Annotated in this window: 26 protein-coding genes and 1 tRNA gene; 21 read left to right on the top strand and 6 right to left on the bottom strand. The window is 66.5% G+C overall.

The features are described from left to right. The first annotated feature begins 16 nt into the window (after positions 1-16). The 5 genes from FSV73_RS06920 to FSV73_RS06900 all read left to right on the top strand — a co-directional run bounded on the left by FSV73_RS06920 (position 17) and on the right by FSV73_RS06900 (position 5,575). On the top strand, positions 17-1,285 hold the full coding sequence (locus tag FSV73_RS06920; protein WP_260856030.1) for a nucleotide disphospho-sugar-binding domain-containing protein: 1,269 nt from the start codon (positions 17-19) through the stop codon (positions 1,283-1,285). Beyond that, on the top strand, positions 1,248-2,441 hold the full coding sequence (crtY, locus tag FSV73_RS06915; RefSeq protein WP_145005800.1) for a lycopene beta-cyclase CrtY: 1,194 nt from the start codon (positions 1,248-1,250) through the stop codon (positions 2,439-2,441). Before FSV73_RS06920 ends, crtY begins: the two co-directional genes overlap by 38 nt. After that, positions 2,438-3,934 (top strand): phytoene desaturase, encoded by a 1,497-nt coding sequence (locus tag FSV73_RS06910; RefSeq protein ID WP_145005797.1) that lies wholly within the window; start codon positions 2,438-2,440, stop codon positions 3,932-3,934. Before crtY ends, FSV73_RS06910 begins: the two co-directional genes overlap by 4 nt. A 2-nt stretch (positions 3,935-3,936) precedes the next feature. Beyond that, on the top strand, positions 3,937-4,872 hold the full coding sequence (locus FSV73_RS06905; RefSeq protein ID WP_145005794.1) for a phytoene/squalene synthase family protein: 936 nt from the start codon (positions 3,937-3,939) through the stop codon (positions 4,870-4,872). A 172-nt stretch (positions 4,873-5,044) separates the two neighbouring features. Next, positions 5,045-5,575: a gluconate 2-dehydrogenase subunit 3 family protein gene (locus tag FSV73_RS06900; protein WP_145005791.1), complete on the top strand. Its 531-nt coding sequence runs from the start codon at positions 5,045-5,047 to the stop codon at positions 5,573-5,575. Between the two features lie 40 nt (positions 5,576-5,615). On the opposite strand, the gene FSV73_RS06895 is transcribed toward FSV73_RS06900, so the two are convergent. The 5 genes from FSV73_RS06895 to FSV73_RS06875 all read right to left on the bottom strand — a co-directional run bounded on the left by FSV73_RS06895 (position 5,616) and on the right by FSV73_RS06875 (position 9,700). Continuing rightward, the gene (locus tag FSV73_RS06895) at positions 5,616-6,143 is read right to left on the bottom strand and encodes a sterol desaturase family protein (protein WP_145005788.1); all 528 of its coding nucleotides are present in this window, start codon (positions 6,141-6,143) and stop codon (positions 5,616-5,618) included. 22 nt (positions 6,144-6,165) lie between these two features. Further along, entirely contained in the window at positions 6,166-7,110 is a 945-nt protein-coding gene (gene yegS, locus FSV73_RS06890; RefSeq protein WP_145005785.1) for a lipid kinase YegS, read from the bottom strand. 126 nt (positions 7,111-7,236) lie between these two features. After that, positions 7,237-8,433 (bottom strand): molybdopterin molybdotransferase MoeA, encoded by a 1,197-nt coding sequence (locus FSV73_RS06885; RefSeq protein WP_145005782.1) that lies wholly within the window; start codon positions 8,431-8,433, stop codon positions 7,237-7,239. Continuing rightward, a complete protein-coding gene (gene moaB, locus FSV73_RS06880) occupies positions 8,430-8,969 on the bottom strand; it encodes a molybdenum cofactor biosynthesis protein B (protein ID WP_145005779.1) in 540 nt (179 codons plus the stop codon). Before moaB ends, FSV73_RS06885 begins: the two co-directional genes overlap by 4 nt. A gap of 239 nt (positions 8,970-9,208) precedes the next feature. Continuing rightward, on the bottom strand, positions 9,209-9,700 hold the full coding sequence (locus FSV73_RS06875) for a hypothetical protein (protein ID WP_145005776.1): 492 nt from the start codon (positions 9,698-9,700) through the stop codon (positions 9,209-9,211). Between the two features lie 220 nt (positions 9,701-9,920). Between FSV73_RS06875 and mobA the strand changes: the two genes are divergently transcribed. The 16 genes from mobA (at position 9,921) to FSV73_RS06795 (ending at position 20,153) form a co-directional block, all read left to right on the top strand. Continuing rightward, positions 9,921-10,496 (top strand): molybdenum cofactor guanylyltransferase MobA, encoded by a 576-nt coding sequence (mobA, locus tag FSV73_RS06870; RefSeq protein WP_145005773.1) that lies wholly within the window; start codon positions 9,921-9,923, stop codon positions 10,494-10,496. A 109-nt stretch (positions 10,497-10,605) separates the two neighbouring features. Next, positions 10,606-10,827, top strand: coding sequence for a YgdI/YgdR family lipoprotein (locus FSV73_RS06865; RefSeq protein ID WP_145005770.1), 222 nt, complete (start codon positions 10,606-10,608; stop codon positions 10,825-10,827). A gap of 77 nt (positions 10,828-10,904) precedes the next feature. Continuing rightward, positions 10,905-10,981 (top strand) — tRNA-Pro (locus tag FSV73_RS06860). Positions 10,982-11,147: 166 nt separating this feature from the next. Continuing rightward, a complete protein-coding gene (locus FSV73_RS06855) occupies positions 11,148-12,383 on the top strand; it encodes a tyrosine-type recombinase/integrase (protein WP_145005767.1) in 1,236 nt (411 codons plus the stop codon). A gap of 5 nt (positions 12,384-12,388) precedes the next feature. After that, a complete protein-coding gene (locus FSV73_RS06850; protein ID WP_145005764.1) occupies positions 12,389-13,315 on the top strand; it encodes a hypothetical protein in 927 nt (308 codons plus the stop codon). A gap of 93 nt (positions 13,316-13,408) precedes the next feature. Continuing rightward, the gene (locus tag FSV73_RS06845; RefSeq protein WP_027602814.1) at positions 13,409-13,621 is read left to right on the top strand and encodes a helix-turn-helix domain-containing protein; all 213 of its coding nucleotides are present in this window, start codon (positions 13,409-13,411) and stop codon (positions 13,619-13,621) included. A 134-nt stretch (positions 13,622-13,755) separates the two neighbouring features. Further along, positions 13,756-14,076 carry an ogr/Delta-like zinc finger family protein gene (locus FSV73_RS06840; protein ID WP_145005761.1) on the top strand — a complete coding sequence of 107 codons (321 nt, stop codon included), beginning with the start codon at positions 13,756-13,758 and terminating at the stop codon, positions 14,074-14,076. Continuing rightward, the gene (locus FSV73_RS06835) at positions 14,073-14,327 is read left to right on the top strand and encodes a helix-turn-helix transcriptional regulator (RefSeq protein WP_231500967.1); all 255 of its coding nucleotides are present in this window, start codon (positions 14,073-14,075) and stop codon (positions 14,325-14,327) included. Before FSV73_RS06840 ends, FSV73_RS06835 begins: the two co-directional genes overlap by 4 nt. Beyond that, a complete protein-coding gene (locus FSV73_RS06830; RefSeq protein ID WP_028700272.1) occupies positions 14,324-14,575 on the top strand; it encodes a helix-turn-helix transcriptional regulator in 252 nt (83 codons plus the stop codon). Before FSV73_RS06835 ends, FSV73_RS06830 begins: the two co-directional genes overlap by 4 nt. Positions 14,576-14,607: 32 nt before the next feature. After that, the gene (locus FSV73_RS06825; RefSeq protein WP_145005758.1) at positions 14,608-14,877 is read left to right on the top strand and encodes a hypothetical protein; all 270 of its coding nucleotides are present in this window, start codon (positions 14,608-14,610) and stop codon (positions 14,875-14,877) included. A gap of 517 nt (positions 14,878-15,394) precedes the next feature. After that, positions 15,395-15,661, top strand: a complete 267-nt coding sequence (locus FSV73_RS06820; protein ID WP_145005755.1) for a hypothetical protein — start codon at positions 15,395-15,397, stop codon at positions 15,659-15,661. Next, positions 15,654-15,911 (top strand): hypothetical protein, encoded by a 258-nt coding sequence (locus tag FSV73_RS06815; RefSeq protein WP_145005752.1) that lies wholly within the window; start codon positions 15,654-15,656, stop codon positions 15,909-15,911. The genes FSV73_RS06820 and FSV73_RS06815 overlap by 8 nt, the downstream gene beginning before the upstream one ends. Next, the gene (locus FSV73_RS06810; protein WP_145005749.1) at positions 15,904-16,182 is read left to right on the top strand and encodes a hypothetical protein; all 279 of its coding nucleotides are present in this window, start codon (positions 15,904-15,906) and stop codon (positions 16,180-16,182) included. Before FSV73_RS06815 ends, FSV73_RS06810 begins: the two co-directional genes overlap by 8 nt. Next, on the top strand, positions 16,175-17,182 hold the full coding sequence (locus FSV73_RS06805) for a toprim domain-containing protein (RefSeq protein ID WP_145005746.1): 1,008 nt from the start codon (positions 16,175-16,177) through the stop codon (positions 17,180-17,182). The genes FSV73_RS06810 and FSV73_RS06805 overlap by 8 nt, the downstream gene beginning before the upstream one ends. After that, positions 17,179-18,969, top strand: a complete 1,791-nt coding sequence (locus tag FSV73_RS06800; RefSeq protein ID WP_145005743.1) for a DUF927 domain-containing protein — start codon at positions 17,179-17,181, stop codon at positions 18,967-18,969. The genes FSV73_RS06805 and FSV73_RS06800 overlap by 4 nt, the downstream gene beginning before the upstream one ends. Positions 18,970-19,370: 401 nt before the next feature. After that, the gene (locus tag FSV73_RS06795; RefSeq protein WP_145005740.1) at positions 19,371-20,153 is read left to right on the top strand and encodes a hypothetical protein; all 783 of its coding nucleotides are present in this window, start codon (positions 19,371-19,373) and stop codon (positions 20,151-20,153) included. A 60-nt stretch (positions 20,154-20,213) separates the two neighbouring features. Here the strand turns inward: FSV73_RS06795 and FSV73_RS06790 are convergent, their stop codons facing one another. Beyond that, entirely contained in the window at positions 20,214-20,705 is a 492-nt protein-coding gene (locus FSV73_RS06790; protein WP_145005737.1) for a hypothetical protein, read from the bottom strand. Positions 20,706-21,006: the final 301 nt, after the last annotated feature.

Genomic DNA, 21,006 nt, shown 5'->3' with positions numbered 1-21,006 from the left:
CCGACCGGACGCCGCCATGCATGTCGCCCTGATCTCGCCGCCGCTGCCGAGCCACCTGTCCACCCATATGGTGCTGGGCGAGGCCCTGGTCGGCCTTGGCCATCGCGTCACCCTGCTGCACCAGGCCGACGTCGGCGACCGCCCACGCCCGGCGGGCATCGAATTCCAGGCGATAGGGGCGGCCAGCCATCCGCGCGGCAGCCTGGCGCCGGTACTCGCCCGCACCGCCAGCCGCCAACCCTGGTCGGTGTTCGGCGTGATCGCCGACATGGGGCGCAACACCGAGCTGTTCTGCCGTGAGGGGCCAGCGGCCCTGAGTGACCTCGGGGTGGACTGCCTGATCGCCGACCAGATGGAACCCGCCGGCGGTCTGCTCGGCGAGCACCTCGGCCTGCCCTATGCCTCCCTGGCCTGCGCCGTGCCGATGAATCGCGAGCCGTACCTGCCGTTACCCACCCTGCCCTTCGCCTATCCCGCCAACGAGCGCGACCGGCAGATCGTCCAGGGCGCGACCCAGGTGTTCGACCTGATGATGCGCGGCCAGGGCAAGGTCATCCAGCGCCATGCCCAGGCCTTTGGCCTTGGCGAGCGGCGTACCCTCGACGACTGCTTCTCACCGTACCTGCAGCTGAGCCAGTGCCTGCCGGGCTTCGACTTTCCGCGTCACGCCCCGCCGCCGCATTTCCACGAGGTAGGGCCGCTGCGTTCGCCGGCGGTGCGCGAGCAACGGCTGGACCTGGAGATCGATCCGCGCCGACCGTTCGTCTTCGCTTCCTTCGGTACCCTGCAGGGTGGCCGGCTGCCGCTGTTCCGGCGCATCGCCCAGGCCTGTCGCCAACTCGGCGTGCAGCTGCTGATCGCCCACTGCGGACGTCTGGATGCCGGTGCCGAACGCCGTCTGCTCGACGACGGCGCCACCTGGGTCACCGACTTCGCGCCCCAGGAAGCGGCCATCGCCCGCGCCGCCGCGGTCATCACCCACGGTGGCTTCAATACCGTGCTGGACGCCCTGGCGGCCGGCAAGCCCATGCTCGCCCTGCCCATGGTGTTCGACCAGCCGGGTATCGCCCGGCGCCTGGAGCGGGTCGGTGCCGGCATCTGCCTGGCGCCGCGCCTCGCCAGCACGGCCCGCCTCACCCAGGCGCTGGGCGCCGTGCTGGCCGATCCCAGCTATCGCCAGGCGGCCGAACGCTTCGTGCCCATCGCGAGAGCGGCAGGCGGCGTCGCCACCGCCGCTCGCCTGGTGGATGGCCTGGCCCGGCGAGGACTCGAGCGTGCGTCCTGACCTACTGATCGTCGGCGGCGGCCTGGCCGGCGGCCTGCTCGCCCTGCGCCTGGCCGAGACCCGCCCGGAACTGGACTGGCGCCTGGTCGAGGCCGGCCCACGCCTGGGCGGCAACCACACCTGGTCTTTCCATGAGCCGGACCTCACGGCGCCGCAGCACGCCTGGATCGACCCGCTGGTCGCCCATCGCTGGCCGGGCTACGAGGTGCGTTTTCCCCAGCGGCAACGGCGCCTCGGCAGCGGCTACGCCAGCATCAGTGCCGAACGTTTCCACCAGGTATTGAGCGAGCGGCTGCCCGCCGAACGGCTGCTGCTCGGGCGCGAGGTGCTGCGCCTGCAGGACGATGGCGTGGTCTTCGCCGATGGCTACACCCTGGCCGCCGGCGCGGTGATCGATGCCCGCGGCCCGCGACCCGATCCGGCGCTCTGGCTCGGCTACCAGAAATTCCTCGGCCAGGAGGTGCGGGTGACGCGCCCCCACGGCCTGGCCGAACCCATCGTGATGGACGCCACCGTCGACCAGCTGGACGGCTATCGCTTCGTCTACAGCCTGCCGCTGGCGCCGGACCGGCTGCTGATCGAAGACACCTACTATGCCGACGGCGAGAGCCTGCCGGTCGAGCGTCTGCGCCAGCACCTGGCCGACTATGCCCGCCAGCAGGGCTGGGAGATCGCCGAGGTGGTGCGCGAGGAACAGGGCGTGCTGCCCATCACCCTCGGCGGCGATCCCGACCGCTACTGGGACAGGGTCACCGCCGGCGCCCCCATCGGCCTCGCCGCCGGACTCTTCCACCCCACCACCGGCTACTCGCTGCCCGAGGCCGTCCGCCTGGCCGAGCACCTGGCCGCCCAGCCCTTCACCTCCAGCGCCGTGCTGCGCGACAGCCTGCGGCAGTACGCCCAGGGCCGCTGGCAGGGCCAGGGCTTCTTCCGCCTGCTCAATCGCATGCTCTTTCTCGCCGGCCGCCCCGAGCACCGGGTGCGCGTCATGCAAAGGTTCTACGGCCTCGGCGAACCCCTGATCCAGAGGTTCTACGCGGGCCGCCTCACCGCTTTCGACCGGCTGCGCATCCTCTCCGGCAAACCGCCGGTCCCGCTGAAGCCAGCGCTGGATGCCGCCCTGGCCCGTCCCCCTCAGTTCAAGGAAGCCACATGACCCAAGGTAACGCGCCCAAGCGGGCCATCGTCATCGGTGCCGGCTTCGGCGGTATCGCCCTGGCGATCCGCCTGCAGTCGGCGGGCATCGCCACCACCCTCATCGAGGGTCGCGACAAGCCCGGCGGCCGCGCCTACGTCTACCACGACGCCGGCTTCACCTTCGACGCCGGCCCCACCGTCATCACCGATCCCTCGGCGCTGGAAGAGCTGTTCGCCCTCAGCGGGCGACGCATGAGCGACTATGTGGAGCTGCTGCCGGTCAGCCCCTTCTACCAGCTGTGCTGGGAAGACGGCACCCGCTTCGACTACGTCAACGACCAGGCCCGGCTGGACGAGCAGATCCGCGCCCTGGAGCCGGACGACGTGGCCGGCTACCAGCGCTTCCTCGCCTATTCCCAGGCGGTGTTCGAGGAAGGCTATCTGCGCCTGGGCGCCAAGCCCTTCCTCAAGGTCGGCGACATGCTCGCCGCCGGTCCCAAGCTGGCCCAGCTCACCGCCTGGCGCAGCGTCTACACCCAGGTGTCGCGCTTCGTGAAGAACGAAAAACTGCGCCAGACCCTGTCGTTCCATACCCTGCTGGTGGGCGGCAACCCCTTCGCCACCTCCTCGATCTATGCGCTGATCCATGCGCTGGAACGCAAGTGGGGCGTCTGGTTCGCCAAGGGCGGCACCCATGCCCTGGTCCTGGGGCTGCTCGACCTCTTCGCCGACCTCGGCGGTGAGCTGCGATTGAATGCACCGGTGGAGCGCATCCTCACCGAAGGCAATCGCGCCACCGGCGTCTGCCTGGCCGACGGCACCCGCCTCGACGCCGACCTGGTGGCGTCCAACGCCGACGTGGTGCACACCTACCGCAAGCTGCTGGGTCACCACACCCACGGGGTGGTCGAGGCCAATCGCCTCAAGCGCAAGAGACACAGCATGTCGCTGTTCGTCATCCACTTCGGTCTGAGCCAACCGCCGGTGGGCCTGGAACATCACATGGTCTGCTTCGGCCAGCGCTACCGCGGCCTGATCGACGAGTTGTTCAAGGGCCCCGGCGTTCCCGACGACTTCTCGCTCTACCTGCACTCGCCCTGCGTGACCGATCCCTCTCTGGCGCCGCCCGGCCACAGCTCCCACTACGTGCTGGCGCCGGTGCCGCACCTGGGCAATGCCGACGTCGACTGGAGCGTCGAGGGCCCGCGCCTGAGGGACAAGATCCTCGCCTACCTGGAAGAGCGCTACATGCCGGGCCTGCGCGCGCACCTGGTCACCTCGCGCATCTTCACCCCGGCCGATTTCCGCCAGGAGCTGAACGCCCACCTCGGCTCGGCCTTTTCCCTGGAGCCCATCCTCACCCAGAGCGCCTGGTTCCGCCCGCACAATCGCGATACTGTCATTCCCAACCTCTACCTGGTCGGCGCGGGGACCCACCCCGGCGCCGGCGTGCCGGGCGTGGTCGGCTCGGCCAAGGCCACCGCCAGCGTCATCCTTGAGGAGCACGGTTAGCCATGCCAGTTACCCAGGACGTCGTCGATCACGCCGAACAGAGCATCGCCGTCGGCTCCAAGAGCTTTGCCGCCGCCGCTAAGCTGTTCGCGCCCGAGACCCGTGAAAGCGCGGTGCTGCTCTATGCCTGGTGCCGCCATTGCGACGACGTCATCGACGGCCAGGAGCTGGGCCATGGCCAGGTCGACGGCGACCGCGGTGCCGGGCGCGAACGCCTGGCGCAGCTGGAACGGCTGACCCGGGCGGCCTATGCCGACGACCCTCTGGACGACCCGGCCTTCGCCGCCTTCCAACGGGTGGTCAGGCGCCACGGCATCGCCCTGGCGCTGCCGCTGGACCACCTCGCCGGCTTCCGCATGGACGTGGAGGAAAGGGTCTATGTGGAGCTGGAAGACACTCTGGAGTACTGCTACCACGTCGCCGGGGTGGTGGGGGTGATGATGGCGCTCATCATGGGCGCCGAAGACCAGGAGACCCTGGATCGCGCCTGCGACCTGGGCATGGCCTTCCAGCTCACCAACATCGCCCGCGACATCGTCGAGGACGCCCGCATCGGTCGCGTCTACCTGCCCCGGCAATGGCTTGACGAGCTGAACATACCGGTCGGCGAGCTGGCCGACGCCCGGCACCGCGAAGCCGTGGCGCAACTGGCCGAACGCCTGGTGCGCCTGGCCGAGCCCTACTACGACTCGGCGCGCCAGGGCATCGCCGCCCTGCCCCTGCGTTCGGCCTGGGCCATCGCCACCGCCCGCGGCGTCTATCGCGAGATCGGTGTGCAGGTGCTGCAACTGGGCGCCCACGCCTGGGACCAGCGTGTCAGCACCAGCACCGCCGACAAGCTACGGCTGGTCTGCCGCGGCGCGGCACGGGCCATGCTCTCGCGGCACCAGCGCAACGAACCCCGCCCAGCCGCGCTCTGGACGCGGCCGCGCCGCTGACGTCGGCGATCTCGCCTCGGTCACATTTGTGCAAACCTCGGGGATTCGCAGCAGCAAACTTTTATGCGATAAACGAGTCGGATTAAGGCGACCCTGTACGGGCCGCAGATGGATGGATGCCTGGGCCAGAGCGCCGCATCCGGTAGTCAGCCTACGAGTATGGGATTTGCACATGCACAAGACGGAAACGGCTGTTTCGCACGATCGCTTCGCTGCCTCCTCGTCACTACTTGCCCTTGGCCTTTCCGCTAACGCGCAATCCGGCTACAAGCCCGAATTCTTCAACGCCACCCAGTGGCGCACGCTGGTCGCCCTCTGCGCTCACCTGCAGGCCGACAGCGCTCAGGCCGATACCCGCCTATCCGAATTCATCGATCGCCACATGCTGACCCCCTATGCCCACGGTGATCGCTCCAACATCGTCGATCCCTTCGATGAACAGGCGCAGATCCAGCAGGGCGCCAACCTGCGTGACCTGCTGCGCGATGGCCTGACGGTGGTGGACGCCTATTGCACCGAGCGTCTCGGCGCCGGCTTCGCCGAGCTGGCCGCTGGCGAGCAGGCCCAGGTGGTCATGGCTGCCGAAGCCGGCACCCTGAATCCGCCGGCCAAGGAATTCATCGACCTGCTGCGTAACGAAAGCGAGCGCAGCCAGTACGCCCACTCCCTGTTCGCCGCCTACGACGCTCCCGCCGTCGCCTGACCCTAGTTAGCGCCTCCCAGGAGGCGCTCCCCTCTTCCGCCTAGTCCGCGCCTTCCTGCACCTGATCCCGCACCTTGCGCTCGCGCGAGGAATCCAGGGCGCCACCGTGTATCTCACGCAATTGCTGCTTGAGTTGCTGGGTGGTGGGCGCCAGCAGGAAGCCGAAGGACACGCAGCCGTCCTTGCCGTCCACCGCGTGGTGCATGCGATGGGCCTGGTAGAGCCGCTTCAGGTAGCCGTGTCGGGGGATGTAGCGGAACGGCCAGCGCTGGTGCACCAGGCCGTCGTGGGCGATGAAGTAGAGCAGTCCATAGAGGGTCATGCCCGCGCCGATCCACTGCAGGCGCCAGTAGCCGGCATTGCCTAGGGCGATCAGCAGGATGGCCAGGCCGGCGAAGACGACGGCATAGAGGTCGTTCTTCTCGAACCAGCCGGTACGCGGGCGGTGGTGGGACTCGTGCCAGCCCCAGCCCCAACCGTGCATGATGTACTTGTGCGACCACCAGGCGAAGGCTTCCATGCCGGCCACGGTGGCCAGCACGATTCCCGCATTGATCAGTAGCTCCAACGGTACCTCCGCACGCTCCCGCTCAGGACGTCGCCAGCGGCGTCGCCAGGGTGCCGGCGGTGGCACCCAGCAGGGGCGAATCCACCGGCAGACAGACCTGCAGGATACCCGGTCGGACCTCGAATCTCACCCTGTCCCGTTTGACTGGTTCGCCGTCGAGGTTCATGTCCAGCCCTTCGGCGGCTTCCAGCTCGACCCAGGGCAGCCGCGCGCGGATGAACATCTCCTCGGTGCTGAAGCCCTTGCTGAGGAATTCGCCGAGGGTGCCGAGCACGTCCTGGGACGCAGGGAGGATACCCACGTCGAGCAGACCGTCGTTGACCACCGCGGTGGGGCACAGCACATGGCCGCCGCCGGCCTGGCGGCCATTGCCGATACCCAGGGCGAGGAATTCGCCTTCCCACTCGAAATCCGGTCCGCGGAACCGGCCATTGGCGGAATGCACCTCGGCGAAGCGGGTCAGGCCGGTGAGCAGATAGGCCGCGCCACCGAGCAGGCGCTTGAGTTCACCCGGGGTATTGGCGGTGACCTGGGAACCGAAGCCACCGGTGGCCATGTTGAGGAACAGCTGGCCATCGGCCTCGACCAGGTCGATGGCACTGGTCGGTCCATCGAGCAGGGCCAGCGCCGCGGCGGGCTCCAGCGGCACGCCCGCCGCGCGGGCGAAATCGTTGGCGGTGCCCAGCGGCAGGAGGCCGAGGCGCGCCCGGCTATGGTTCTGCGCCATGGCTTCGGCGACCGCGCGCAGGGTGCCGTCGCCCCCGGCCGCGACCAGGGTGCCGTAGCCGTCGCGAGTGGCCTGCTCGACGAAGCGCGCGGCGTCCTCTTCTTCCCAGGTCACCCGTACGTCGATGCGATGACCGGCTTCACGCCGTTCGAGGATCGCCGCGCGGACCTCTTCGTTACCGGTTTCCTTGCCATTGAGGATGACCAGGGCCGCGTCATCCAGGATGCCTGTAGTCGTCATGTCTATCGTCCGAGGTTGGCTCTGCGCGGCGAGATGCCGCGTCAGGCGCCGGGCGCTGCCCGGCTGGCTAATCTGCAGACTAGGACTGTGCCCCGACGGCCACGTTCAGTCCCGCGCGCCGACTCGCTACGCCTTGAGCAATTCGGACAGCGGAATGAAGCGCACCGGATCGCCCACCGTGTAGGTACGGTCCTCGCGGATCTCCACCAGGCCATGGGCCCAGGCCGCGGTCTGCAGCACGTTGGAGCCCTGGTTGCGATGGGGCACCGCCCGCCCCTCCTCCAGGCGCGCCCGCTGGTATTCACGGCGCGCGCCGGCCCTCGGCCAGTCGAAACCCGCCGGGACCTCGACGCTCAGGGGGGCCACCTCGACCTTGCCAGCACGCCGCAGCAGATAGGGCCGCGCCAGCAGGCCGAAGGTCACCAGGGTCGAGGCCGGGTTGCCGGGCAAGCCGATCAGCGGGATGCCGCGGAAGCGGCCGCAGGTCAGGGGTTTGCCTGGCTTGAGCGCCAGCTTCCAGAGGGTCAGCTCGCCCTCCTCCCGCAGGGCCTGGCCGAGGTAATCGGCCTCGCCCACCGAGACCCCACCCGTGGACAGGATCAGATCGGCCTGCAGCGAGGCCAGGCGGGCGCGGGTTTCCGCCAGGTCGTCCGGCAGGATGCCCTGGTCCGACACCTCGCAGCCCAGGCGCCGCAACCAGCTGATGAGCAGGGCCCGATTGCTGTTGTAGATCTGCCCCGGTCCGAGCGGCTGGCCCGGCGCGACGAGTTCGTCACCGGTGGACAGCACCGCGACCTTGGGCCGCCGGAACACCTCGAGCTGGGCGCGACCGAGGGACGCGGCGACCCCCAGCTCCGCCGGACCCAGGGCGGTACCGGCGGACAGCACCTCGTCACCCACCTTCACCTCGTTGCCACGCCGGCGGATATTGCGACCGGGCCGCAGCGCTTCCAGGAAGCGCACCCGACCGTCGTCCAGCACCTCGACGTTCTCCTGCATTTCCACGCAGTCGGCACCCGCCGGTACCGGGGCGCCGGTGAAGATGCGCGCGCAGGTCCCCGGCTCCAGTGGCGCGGGTGCCTGGCCGGCGAAGATGCGCTGGGACACCCGCAGCGGCTCGCCCTGCCAGTCGTCCAGGCGCAGGGCATAGCCGTCCATGGCGCTGTTGTCCCAGGGCGGCAGGTCGAGGTCGGCGATCAGCGGGCTGGCCAGGATGCGGCCATCGGCGTCACCCAGGGCAACGCGTTCCAGCGGCAAGGGACCGTCTTCGGCGGCCATGGCCAGCAGGCGCGCCAGGGCCTCTTCCAGCGACAGCAGGCTCATCCGCGCGGCCCGCAGGGCTCGGCCTGCTTGAGGTGCGGCACGAAGTTGCAGGGACGATGGCGATTGTCCAGCTGCTCACCGAGGATGCCGTCCCAGGCGGTGCGACAGGCATTGGTGGAGCCCGGCAGGCAGCAGACCAGGGTGCCGTTGGCCAGCCCGGCCAGGGCGCGGGACTGCACGGTGGAGGTACCGATGTCGGCCACGGAGATCTGCCGGAACAGCTCGCCGAAGCCATCCACCTGCTTGTCCAGCAGGCAGGCGACCGCCTCGGGCGTGCTGTCGCGGCCGGTGAAGCCGGTACCGCCAGTGACCAGCACCACCTGCACCTGCTCATCGGCGATCCACTGGGCGACCTGGGCGCGGATCTTGTAGAGGTCGTCCTTGAGCAGCACGCGGGCGGCCAGGAAGTGACCGGCGGACTCCAGGCGGTCGACGAACAGCTGTCCGGAGGTATCGTTGTCGAAGGTCCGGGTATCGCTCACCGTCAGCACGGCGATGTTCAGCGGTACGAACACCGCCTCGGCTTTATGGCTCATCTGCTTGGGTTTCCGAAGTAGGCAAGGAAAGAAGGAGTGCAGCGGAAGACCCCGGCACGGGCGGCGGGTTTCCCGCAGCAGCTGCCGCCGGGCCGACAGTCGCCGGCACGACGACCGCTCCGGCGCGGCGGTCGGCGCCGGCCCGCGCGGCGCGGCGACAGCTCCGCAAGGTCTGGATGAGCACAGCCTAGAGGAAAGACCGGCGCCCCTTCAACCGCCAGGGACGCCTAGGTCCTGGCTCAGCGCTGGCGCTGTTCGCCTTCGGCGTGGGTCTCCCACTTGATCGGACGCGGGTCGGCGATGTCGTTGTCGTCCTGGCTGAAGCGGCCGTGCTGCGGGGCGATGTTCGGGTCTTCTTCCCAGGTCGCCTGCTGGGTGAAGGTGCCGGCCTTGCGGTCGAACTTGAGGAAGTGGCGGGCCGTCTTGCCGCCCCAGTCCGCGGAGGGCAACGAAATGAAGTCGACCTGGTACTGGTCGTCGGTCAGCTTGCCATGCACCACGTAGACGCCGTAGTGCTCCTCGCCGGGGGAGATGATCTTGTAGACGCCATTGCTGTAGTAATAGAGGGTGGCGTCGGGATAGGGCTTCTTCTCGTAGAGCTTTTCGTAGAACAGCTTCTGGCGGACGGTCGGCTTGCCAAAGGTGACCTTCACCGCGGGTGGCTCGCCGCCCCCCGCACCAAAGGCCGGCAGCGCGGCCATCGCCAGCACCGAGAACAGCTTCGTCTTCATCGTTTCCAAACTCCTTCGGGTCAGGGACTCCCACCCGCGGGGCGGACGGGATCAAAGGTGTCTAGCGCGCCCATTCCAGGCAGGCGCGCCCGAGTCTAGCCCAGCCATCCGCCCAGGCCAACCCGCCGTCCTGCCCTCCGCCGCCAGCCACCCTGGGTTAGGATGGGCGCCCTATTCCGCCCCGGGCCTTCGCCCTACGGCCCCTCCGAGGTCCCCCTGCATGCCGCTCCCGCCCGCCTCCATCCTCATCCTCGCCGGTGGTCGCGGCCAGCGCCTGGGCGGGCGTGACAAGGGCCTGGTGGACTGGCAAGGCCAGCCACTGGTGGCCCATGTTCAGGCAGCGGTCCGGGCGCTCACCGACGATCTGGTCATCTCCTGCAACCGCAACGCCGAGCGCTACGCCCAGTGGGCCGACCAACTGGTGGCCGATGAGGAGCCGGACTATCCGGGTCCCCTGGCCGGCATCCTCGCCGGCCTCGCCGTGGCGCGGCATGACTGGGTACTGCTGCTGCCCTGCGACGCGCCGCGCCTGGATGCCGCGCTCGTCCAGCAGTTGCTGGCGGCGGCGCAGGCCAGCCAGGGACCGGTCATGGCCCACCAGGGCGGCTATTGGCAGCCCTTGTTCACCGCCCTGCCCCGGCGCCTGCTAGCCGAGTTGCGCCAGGCCTGGGCCATGGGCGAGCGCAGCCCGCGCGGCGCCCTGCTGCCCCTGGGGCTGACCGCCGTCGAGTTCGCCGACGACGATCCGCGCCTGGCCAACTTCAACGACCCCGCGGCGCTGGCAAGACCGCGCTGAAGGGCCCAAGCCGTAGCATCCAGCACCGTGACCGCCCGGTTCCGCGACGAACTCGTTCCCGTACCCGCGGTCCTAAGCCCGCTTGGTTGCCAAGAAAGGAGACTGCCCCATGAACAAGCACCTGCTCCCCGCCTGCCTGCTGGTCGTTGCCAGCGCCCTGCTCGCCGGCTGCTCCACGCCCAGCGTCATCACCCTCAACGATGGCCGCGAGATCCAGGCCACCGACACGCCGAAATACGACGAGGACTCGGGCTTCTATAGCTTCAAGCAGCTCGACGGCAAGCCGACCCGCATCAACAAGGACCAGGTTCGTACCATCAAGGAACTCTGATTCCTGATCCGGCGCGATTTTTTTACCTAACCCCTTGTGCTTGCATGAGTTTTAGGTAGAATGCGCGCCATCCATCACGGAGCGTAGCGCAGTTTGGTAGCGCGTCTCGTTCGGGACGAGAAGGTCGCTGGTTCGAATCCAGTCGCTCCGACCATTACCTTGTTTCTGGTTGCCCCAAGTGGTACCAAAAACAGCCTCAAAAGCCCGCCCAGTGCGGGCTTTGTTGTTTCTGGTGGTTCCATGTAGTCTCTGGTCATTCCACCGCACCGTGTATGCCGATGTGTATGCCGCGGTAAAATTCGAACCAAAGGCATACAAGGATGAAGCGCCAGGACATCAAGCGTCGCCCCCTATCTGATACCACCCTCTCCAGCCTCGAGCCTGAAGCCGCTGTCTACCGCGAGCAGGATGGCAACGGCCTCTACTTCCGCGTCAAACCCAACGGCCAGAAAAGCTGGGAGCTTCGCTACAAGAAGCCAGACGGCAAATGGTCCTGGCTCGGTCTGGGCGCCTACCCAGCCGTAACCGGTGCCGCCGCCCGCGCCAAGGCCGCCGAGTTGAAAGCCGAGGCCGCCAGCGGCAAAAGCCCTATGGTGACCAAACGTGAGCGCAAGGCCGCCGAGGCGCTGGCCGCGACCAACACCTTCGAAAAGCTGGCTCGCGAGTGGTACGACGCACGCAAACCGCGCTGGGAGGATGGCACCGCCCGACGAATCATCGGCGCCCTCGAGCTGCATGTTTTCCCGGCCTTCGGCCCGCGCCCCTTCACCGACATCATGCCCATCGAGTGGATGGAGTTTCTCAGGGGCATGGAGCGCAAGGGCATCATCGACCAGATGGGCAACGTGCGCCGCTTCTGCAAGGAGATCTACGACCTTGCCAGGGTCACCGGGCGGGCCACGCACAACCCGCTCGAAGGGCTGCACAGATTCCTCCAGACCAAGCCAGCCGAGAACTACGCTCACGTCTCCCAACAAGAGCTGCCGGACCTCTTACGCGCGATGAGCGCCTATCCCCACGCACATGACATCCGCCTCGGCCTGAAGCTGCTGATGCTGACGGGGGTACGGCCGAGCGAACTGCGGGAGGCACCTTGGGCGGAGTTCGACCTGGAGGCAGCCATCTGGAACATTCCGGCCGGTCGCATGAAGAAGCGCCGCGATCACCTGGTGCCTTTGTCTCGCCAGGCGCTCGAGCTGCTCAAGGGCATCCAGGAGCTGAATGGGCACTATCCATTGCTTTTCCCAGGACGCAACGATCGCAAGAAGCCCCGAAGCAACATGGCCTTCAACATGGCGCTCAGACGCATGGGTTACGAGGGCAGGCAGACGGGTCACGGCTTCCGCCACATCGCCTCGACGACCCTGCGTGAGCATGGGTTTCCTCGTGAGCATGTAGAAGCGCAACTTGCTCATGCCGAGCAGGGCGTAGCGGGCGTTTACAACAAGGCCATCTATCTCGATCAGCGACGAGTGATGATGCAGTGGTATGCAGATCATTTGGACAAACTTGAAAAAGGCAACGTCGTCACAATCGACTTTCAAGCCAAAGGATAATTTCAATGTCGTCTTATGAATTCAAAGAGTGGCTCAACTACTCCGAGGCAGCCGCCTACCTCTCTGATAAGACCGGAAGAAAGTTCGATGCGGACGCTATTGATAGAGCTGCGACCAACAATATAGTACGCGCACACTATTGGCCTACTGATGACGCAGACCTCGGCGTATTCAGCATCGTCTTTGACGAAGAGAGGATGAAGAAGCTTCCTCCCTTCTTTGAGCGCTACATTGAGTCACCGGTACCGGTACTGCTTGAACAATCAGAGTACCTTGTTCATTTTGAGGGGCCAGTGCCGATTACCCATTATCAGATTTTCGCCAAAAACTGCAAAGCAGGACACAAACAGCCTATTGGCATCACAATTCAAATCAATCCGCTGGATAGTGGGACGATAATTGCGGGCGGCTGCTATAGAGTTGATGATAACGGTAAAGCTGTCAGCCTAAAGGAAGGGCTATATGACTTCTTCATCCATCTCAGTGACCTGGAGCAGTTGGCAGCAACGTTACCCGATAAACCGCAACTCCCTCCTTGCCTTTGCAACTTGAACCTTCTTAAGGCACCGGACCAGGACGTCTCGGAGGGAACCCCCTTCATCCACAGCCCCGTACCGTGGATGGCGTATCCAGATTCTCGCGGTCCAGAAGCGAGCAACGTGAGGCCAGATAGAAGCGCCGCGCCCAAAAGGCCGGAGCCGCTGCTCAGAACGATTGGCTTCGCTGCGCATTTGATTGCAGAACTGGGAGATAAGCTCGATCAGCTCGAGAATGCGGGAAATCGCAAGAGAGGGCTCTCATGTGGCGGCAGACCCAACTGCTCAACCATAGCGAAAGAGCTTGCCCGCGTGGCCGCTGATCACAACTACGACCTGAAAGACGACGGCTTCAGCAAAACGCTGAGCGCAGCGCTCAAGCACCTGCAACCCTGAGTTTCCGAATTCGGAATTCGGAAAAAGCGCCGACCATACATCGCAATCCAGCACCCTTCGCTCCGTCATCGAGAACGCATTACGGAGACGAAGATGCACCATCCCTCACCTACAGCGCATTGCGCTGACCTCTGGACGCCCCGTCGCGCAGCTCAGGCGCTGGGCGTCTCCCTTCGCACGCTGGCCACCTGGCGCAGTACCGGTCGCCATGACCTGCCGTTCCTCAAGGTTGGGCGCCTGGTGCGCTATCGCGAGCAGGACGTCGCCCGCTGGCTGGAGTCTCGCCGCCAGGGAGGTGCCGAATGACCCTCTCCAGCCCCTGGCAAACCGAGCTCTCCCCTCTGACTACTTGTGGCAGCGCTCGCTACAAATCCGCCGCATATCGTTCCTCAGCAGTCCAAGGGAAGCTTGGCACGTCCAGAATCCAAGGCGTGCCTCCCATGACCAACACTCCCAAATCCACCCGAAACAACACGCCGCGGCGCCGGTGCCCCGACTGCGGTGCCTCCCTGGTGAAACGCAGCTCGACGAGCAAGCACCCGCTTCTGTCGCGCACCTTCCTCATCTGTCGGAACCCGGTCTGCGGCGCGACCTTCCTGGGCATCGACGAGATCACCCATCGCCTGAGCCCATCCAGTCAGCCGAGTCCTGATGTCACCCTTCCCTATGCGCCGAGCGCCCTTCGCCGAGCAGCACTGGACGACCTCGAGCAGGATGCCGAAGCGGCTCGCCCCGGCCAGGTAGAGGGAGGTGCAGCGTGAGCACGAACTCCAGCAAACAACCCGTCAGCCTCAGCCAGGAATCGCTCCGGTTCGTGCGTATGCCCGAGCTGCTCGCCTTGACCTGCCTTTCCCGCACCACGGCGCATCGCCTGATGAAGACCGATCCGACCTTCCCCAAGCCGGTCAAGCTCAGCGACAGCACCGCCCGTAACGCTCCTGTCGGCTTCGTCCTGGGCGAGGTGCAGGCCTGGATTGAAGGTCGCATCGCTGCCAGGGAGCAACGTGCATGAGTAAGCCGGCACAGAGCGCATTCCGCCCCATCGAGCGCATCAACCTGGGCAATCGCCTGCTGCGGCGCCGCGAGGTGGAACTCAAGACCGGCAAAAGCCGGGCTGCGATCTATGCCGACATTCGTGCCGGCACCTTCCCGGAGCCGGTCCCCATCGGCCGGAGCAGCGTCGCGTGGCTGGAAGCGGAGATCGATCAGTGGATCGCCGACCGCCTCGCCGAGCGAAAGCTCATCAGCGCTGCGCCCTAGGCCTAGCAGTTTCCTACCCTCGGAGATCCACCATGAACCGCTGCACCCTGACCATCGACAACCAGTCCATCACCTTCGCCGTGGAAGATATCGCCAGCATCGAAAGCGCCCTCCTGGACGCGGCGCGTAAGCCTGGCGAGCAAACCTTCCGCCACCTCGGCCCGAGCCGCGTCGGCGCCAAGATCGACCTGAACGTGTCCGGCACTGGCAACGGCGCCCAGCACACCGCCGGCAGCCTGCCAGGCGGCGCCCTGACCTTCAGCCAGACCACCGACGCCCCGGTCATCCTGACCGACTGCTGATTCGCCCCGCTTCCCCTCCTGAATCCATACGCATACGCCGCCGGGCTTGCCCGGCGGAGAGGAGTTTTGCATGTCTCAGAAAAGACAAAGCCCCGGCAAGCGCGCCAACGCTGCCAGGGCTCAGAACCATTCCATCCGCACCCGCAAGGCTACCACAGCCCTGGGCGTTTTCAGCCGTTCGTCCCGCGTGGCAGGCGCTGCGGTGCAGCACGGCCTGTTACAGGTAAAGCACGCTCAAGCCTTGCCAAGCCTCCTTGAGACGCCCTATAGTCATGTCGTCGCGGCAAAATCCGCGACCGGGTTTGGCGACCCGATCAACTCTAGGCGCACAGGCGCCCACCATCCCATTGCAGGCGCTTTTTTTGTGCTCGCAATGCCGTGTTATGGCGGCCGTGCGCGGGAGACCGAAAGGTCTGCCGGGTTCCTAGAGTCCCGGTTCGCCAACCTGCGCACGGCTGCCACCCATAATCGTTTGGCGACGGTTCGTGGCAGCTCCCCAACTCTAGGAGCCCCACCCATGAAGCGTTCGCACGCTCTCAATCCGTCCCCCCGTTGCATCCGCGTTGCCGCACACAAGGCCATGGCCTTAGCTGCCCTGCACGCAAATTCCAGTCTTTCCACCCGTCTCGCCCGTTACAACCACCACATGCAGCGCGCTCGCGCCCTCGAGGCCGCTCTCGCGCCGGCTGCCGCTGCAACCGACACCACCCTCTCCGTTTCCCCTGCCACGCCTACCGCCGTCGCCCCGGTGGCCACCGCCGTCCTGGAGGTGCGCCATGGCTGATTCCATCGGTGCTCTCCACCAGCTGCTGACCGAGTTGGCCAACCCAGCCGGCCAGTCGCCTTCGCGCCCTGCCCTCGAAGCCATGCTCGATGCCGTTGACGCGCTGAACCATCAACCGGGAGTCGCTGACCAGCTGCGCGCCGAGGTCCATGCCGCCGAGCAGGCTGGCCAGCTCCACATCCGCCAGGTGCCGCTCTCCCTGCTACGCCTCCGGCTGGCCATGGTGCAGACGGGGGCCGGCCATGAGTGAGCTGATTCCGTTGAAGACCAACCCCAGCCACAACCCGGTGCTGCTGCTCGACAGCAGCCAACCCTTTGCCGCGCTGTCCGAGTGCGCCGACGTGCGCCTGAGCGCCGCCTACGGCCTGGTCGATAGCCTCACCTGCATGACCATGAAGGACGCCGCCAGCCAGGACTTGCTCAACGTCGCCGAGGCCGTCCGCGTGCTGCTGGCCGACGCCTCAGACCTGTACCGCGCCGCCCGTACCGCTGCTGTACGCGAGGGGGTGGCCAATGTCTGAGAGCCGCATTCCCGACCTCATCCGCCAGGCCGCGCTCCACGCCCTGGCCAACGCCACCACCCTGCTCCCCGAGTGGCTGCCGAAGGGCAGTCGCCAGGGTCGCGAATGGGTCGCGCCCAACGCCGCTCGCGGCGACCGCCAGGCCGGTTCCTTCGGCGTCTCCCTGGACAGCGGCAAGTGGAACGACTTCGCCGACAGCGCCGCCCACGGCGGCGACCTGGTGTCGCTGCTGGCCTACCTGCGCGGCTGCCGTCAGGGCGACGCGGCGCGGGAGATCGATCAACGCCTCGGCCTGGGGCTGTTCGAAGCGCTCGCCAGGGGGGATGTCCAACCCTCGGCCGACGCCCAGGCCACCCGCCAGCGCCTTGAGCAGCAACAACGCGACGCGGAGGCCCAGCTGCAGGACAAGCAGGCCGCTGCGGCGCGTCAGGCGGCCTTGCTCTGGCAGCACGGCAAGTCAGTGGATCGGCTGCACACCTACTTGCAGGCGAAGCAGGTAGAACCGTTCGGACTGCGCCAGATTTCGCACGGCCGGCTGGCGGTGCCCCTGGTCCTAGGCGGGCGCCTGGTCAACCTGCAGATCATCGATGGCCAGGGCAATAAGCGCTTCCTCGCCGGCGGTCGTGTGCAGGGCTGCTATTGCCCGCTGGGCAAGGTCCAGGACGGCGCCCGGCTGTACATCTGCGAGGGCTGGGCCACGGGTGCGACCCTGCACCACCACACCGGCGCGCCGGTGGTCTGCGCGCTCAACGCCGGCAACCTCAAGCCGGTGGCTCTGGCCATGCGCGAGCGCTTCGGCCGGCGCGTCGAGCTGGTGATCGCTGGCGACGACGACCGGCTCACCCTGGGCAATCCCGGCCGCGCCGCGGCGAACCGGGCGGCAGCCGCGGCGGAAGCCCTCGTGGTCTTCCCCGATTGGCCCTATGACGGCCCGGCGGAGCTGTCCGACTTCAACGACCTGCACCTCTGGCAAAGCGGACGCTGGGAGGTGCCGGCATGAGCGCACCCGAAGCGAAAAGCGGCCTGAGCCTGGTCGGTGAACCCAAGGCACCGGACCGCGACACCCTCGACCGGCCGTGCTTTGCCGTCTACGACCGCCCTGTCTTCAAGGAGGGCAAGCAATTCCGCGAAGGCACCTGGTACCACGGGGTGAAGCACAGCGGGCCGGAAGACAAGCCGGTGCCCTTCGACTACTGGATTTGCTCGCCACTGCACGTCGACGCCGAGACGGTGAACACCGAGGACGGCAGCATTGGCCGCCTGCTCAGCTTCCGCTATCGCGGCAAGCGCATTGAGTGGGTCATGCCCATGGAAGCCCTGGCCGGCAAGGCCGACGAGGTGCTCAAGGCACTCATGCGCCAGGGGCTGGCCATCGAGTACCACCAGCGCCGCCACGTCGCGCCGTACCTCGCCAGCTACCACGCCCCGGCGCGGGTGATCGCCACCACCACCAAGCCAGGCTGGCATGAGTCCGGCGCCTTCGTCCTGCCGTCGCGCGTGATCGGCGGTGACAACGTGCGCTATCAGGACTCCGGCCGGGCAGTGAACCTGTTCACCAGCAAGGGCACGCTGGCCAACTGGCAAGCGCAGATCGCGCCGTACTGCCTGGGCAACCCGGTGCTGATCCTGGCCGTGTGCTGCGCCCTGGCCGGGCCGCTTCTGGCCAAGCTGGGCATTAACGGCGGCGGCATCCACCTGGTCGGCGATTCCTCGAGCGGCAAGTCACTGGCACAGCTGCTCGCGGCGTCGGTCTGGGGCAACCCCGGCACCTTTGCCGCGTCCTGGGACGTGTCCAAGGGCGGCGTGGAAATCGAGGCAGCCTCACGCAATGATACGGTGCTGATCCTGGACGAGATCAAGCGCGCCGACCCCAAGCGCGTCCAGGAGATGGCCTACGCCATCGCCAACGGCATGGGCAAGAGCACCATGACCCGCGAGCGTGAGGGCCGGGCCAAGCTGACCTGGCGGGTCCTGGCGCTGTCCAGCGGCGAGCGCTCGCTATCCGAGCACGCCGCCATCGCCGGTAACGGCGCCCATGCCGGCGCGGAGCTGCGCATGGTGGACGTGAACGCCGGTACTCGCCCCTTTCGGGCGTTCGACGACGTGCATGGCCTCACCGGTCAGGAATTCCACCGGCTGCTGACCGATGCCGTCGGCCAGGACTATGGCCACCTAGGGCCGGCATTCGTGGAAAGCCTGCTCAAGACGCCTGAAGACTTGCTCGAGCGCTTTCGCCAGGTGCGCGCCACCTTCCGCACGGAAAGCTCCCAGGCCGGCCGGGTGGCAGATCGGTTCGCCGTGCTCGCCCTGGCCGGCGAACTGGCGGCGGAACGCAGCCTGCTGGGCTGGCCGGTCGGCGCGGCGGGTAATGCCTGCCGCCAGCTGTTCGGCGAATGGCTCGCCAGGATGGGTGATGGCAACGCCGAGGAGCGCCAGATCCTGCGCGGTATCGGCGATTTCATCGCCCTGCACGGCGACAGCCGCTTCTCCTGGATCCACGCCGAGCACGCGGCGTCGACCGTGCGCGATCGGGCCGGCTTCTACGAGCTGATCGACGATCGCCGGCTCTACCTATTCAACGCGCCCGCACTGCTCGAAGCGGCGGCCGGCTATGGCAAGGAGCGGATCCTGCGCGCCCTGGTGGAAGCCAATGCGCTGGCCAAGGTGGATGAAGAGGCCCGCACCTCCCGGCGCACGAAACGCTATCGCACGCCAGGCGGAGGCAATGCTCGGTTCTACGTCATCGACCCCGAGCGCTTGGAAACCGAGGGAGAGAGTCAAGCATGAATCTCTTAGTAGATAACCCCTTGCTGACTGTTTTCAGCGGGAACAGTGGGAACTTGGGAACAGGCCAGCAACGACGCGGGTTGCAGCGTTCCCATTTGAATTACGAGAGTGGGAATGTGGGAACACAACTCTGTTCAAGTAATAGCCTCCCTCCTCCCTTTGTTCCCGCTCGAAAAAGGGTGGGATCAAATTCCCACTCGCAAACCCGCATTCCAGAGCGGTTTTGTCCGCGTGCCCACGTTCCCGGTCGATTTGCGTTTTCAGACACGAACAAGGGTGTTCTGGCACAAAGTGCTTGACGCCACTCGCTTCACTTGATCCACCCAAACCCAACCGCGACGGCTGCCCATGCTCGAGCAAGGTCGGTCCCGAGCACCCCAACCCCAAACGAGAGACACCCCATGAGTACCGAAACCCACACCACCGCCCTCCCAGAAGACGTCGCCGCTGCCCTGGCCAATCATGACCGGCTGAAAGCCGACTACCTGGCCCAGCGCGAGACGCTGACCGCCCTTGGCAAGCGGGTGGAAAAGCATCGTGCTGCAGCCAGCGCCGCCCGGCACGAATCGGAGACGGCCGGCACCGAATGGCGAGCGGCCTTCCGCGCTGCAGATGGCGAGCCGAAGCCGGAGATCTTGAAGGTGAAGCGCGCCGAGCTGGACAAGCGCGAGCTGGCCGAGAGCTACGAGGAACTGGCGAGCGAACTGGAGCCGAGCTATCTGCTCGCCCAGGTGGAAACGGCCTATGCGCGTCGGGCCTATGACATTGCCCAGGAGAAGGCCGTGGGGATCTATGGCGACTATCGCCTGGCCGTCGCATCGGCGGCGCTGTTCGCCACGGTTGAGGGGCGCACCTGGCTAAGGCTGGTTAAGCGCCAGGAGGCCAAGCATCTACAGGCAGTGATCAGCGAGGACGTTATTGGCGACAGTTACACCGTCTCTGGCCAGACTGAGCGAAAACAGGCTGCGCGGGGACGACTGGAGCGTGCCCTGGCAACGCTGGTCGACGAGGCCGCAGCAACCGCCGAGCCGGCCGACGTGGATCCACTCGAGCAAGACCTGCAGGTCCTGGACATAACCGCCTACGAATTGAGAGGCCGCGCAACCAACCCTATCGCGCTCAACCGCCAGCGGGCCGAGGCGCAGGCGCTACTTGAGCAGCAAGGTCAGCGGCATAGCGCCTAGCTCTTCCCTGGCAAGCAACAGGCCGCCTACGGGAGGCCTTTTGCTTTCCACACGTACGAGTCAGCTAGCCACCTGCAAAGGCTGCTGCATGGGCAGAGCTGATTGCAGGCCGGCCATCGCCACCGTATCAGCGTCGAACTCGCTGGGATGGCGATTTACGATGGCGTCGAAGGTGCCGCGCGCCACGCCGTCCGCCTCGAAGTCGGTGCGGCATTGAAGAACACCTGAGTGGCAGACGCTGCGCTGTACGGCAGCAATCAAGCCACCAGCGCGCAGGCTCTTGATGATGTTGTGCGGCAACTGCCGTGAACGCCGCAGCGCAGTCACAGCGCCGGCCAGGACCTCGAGAATTTCTTCTTCCGCGGCGGAGAACGGGCCGTTGCCCAGCTTGGCCTTTTTCAGCAGATAGCGCCGGGCAAGGGTATAGGCATGGCGATCCAGCTCAGCCTGCACCTTTCCGTTGATGAGACCGCGAGCGGTCAGGCTGCTTTCCAGCGCGATGAGGTATTCCCAGTCGAGAACCTGGGAGATCTGGGCGACGACACGATCCATAGCTGCTATCCCTGCAAGTGGTTCCAAGATGGCGATCTGATACCACTTGCAGGGATTCGTTCCCAACCGTCCGTCTCCGGCTGCTGCGGGCCTCTTACCCCAGCGCGCGCCGTTGTCCCCCCGCCACACCTGCGGGCTAAATGTGTCGGTTTTTCTGCACCCCTGCACTGCCGTTAAAGCCGTGCTAGGACTGGCCGATATGACAGGAAACGGTGCAGAGAAAAGCCTGCGGATCCCTGCAGCACAGCTCGCTGACTGTTGTCACCTGATAGCCCTCTGTCGATCTAACTTTGACCGCGCG

This window comes from Pseudomonas oryzihabitans (assembly GCF_007665395.1).
GTDB classification, from domain to species: Bacteria; Pseudomonadota; Gammaproteobacteria; order Pseudomonadales; family Pseudomonadaceae; genus Chryseomonas; species Chryseomonas psychrotolerans_C.
This window is presented reverse-complemented; position numbering and strand designations above follow the sequence as displayed.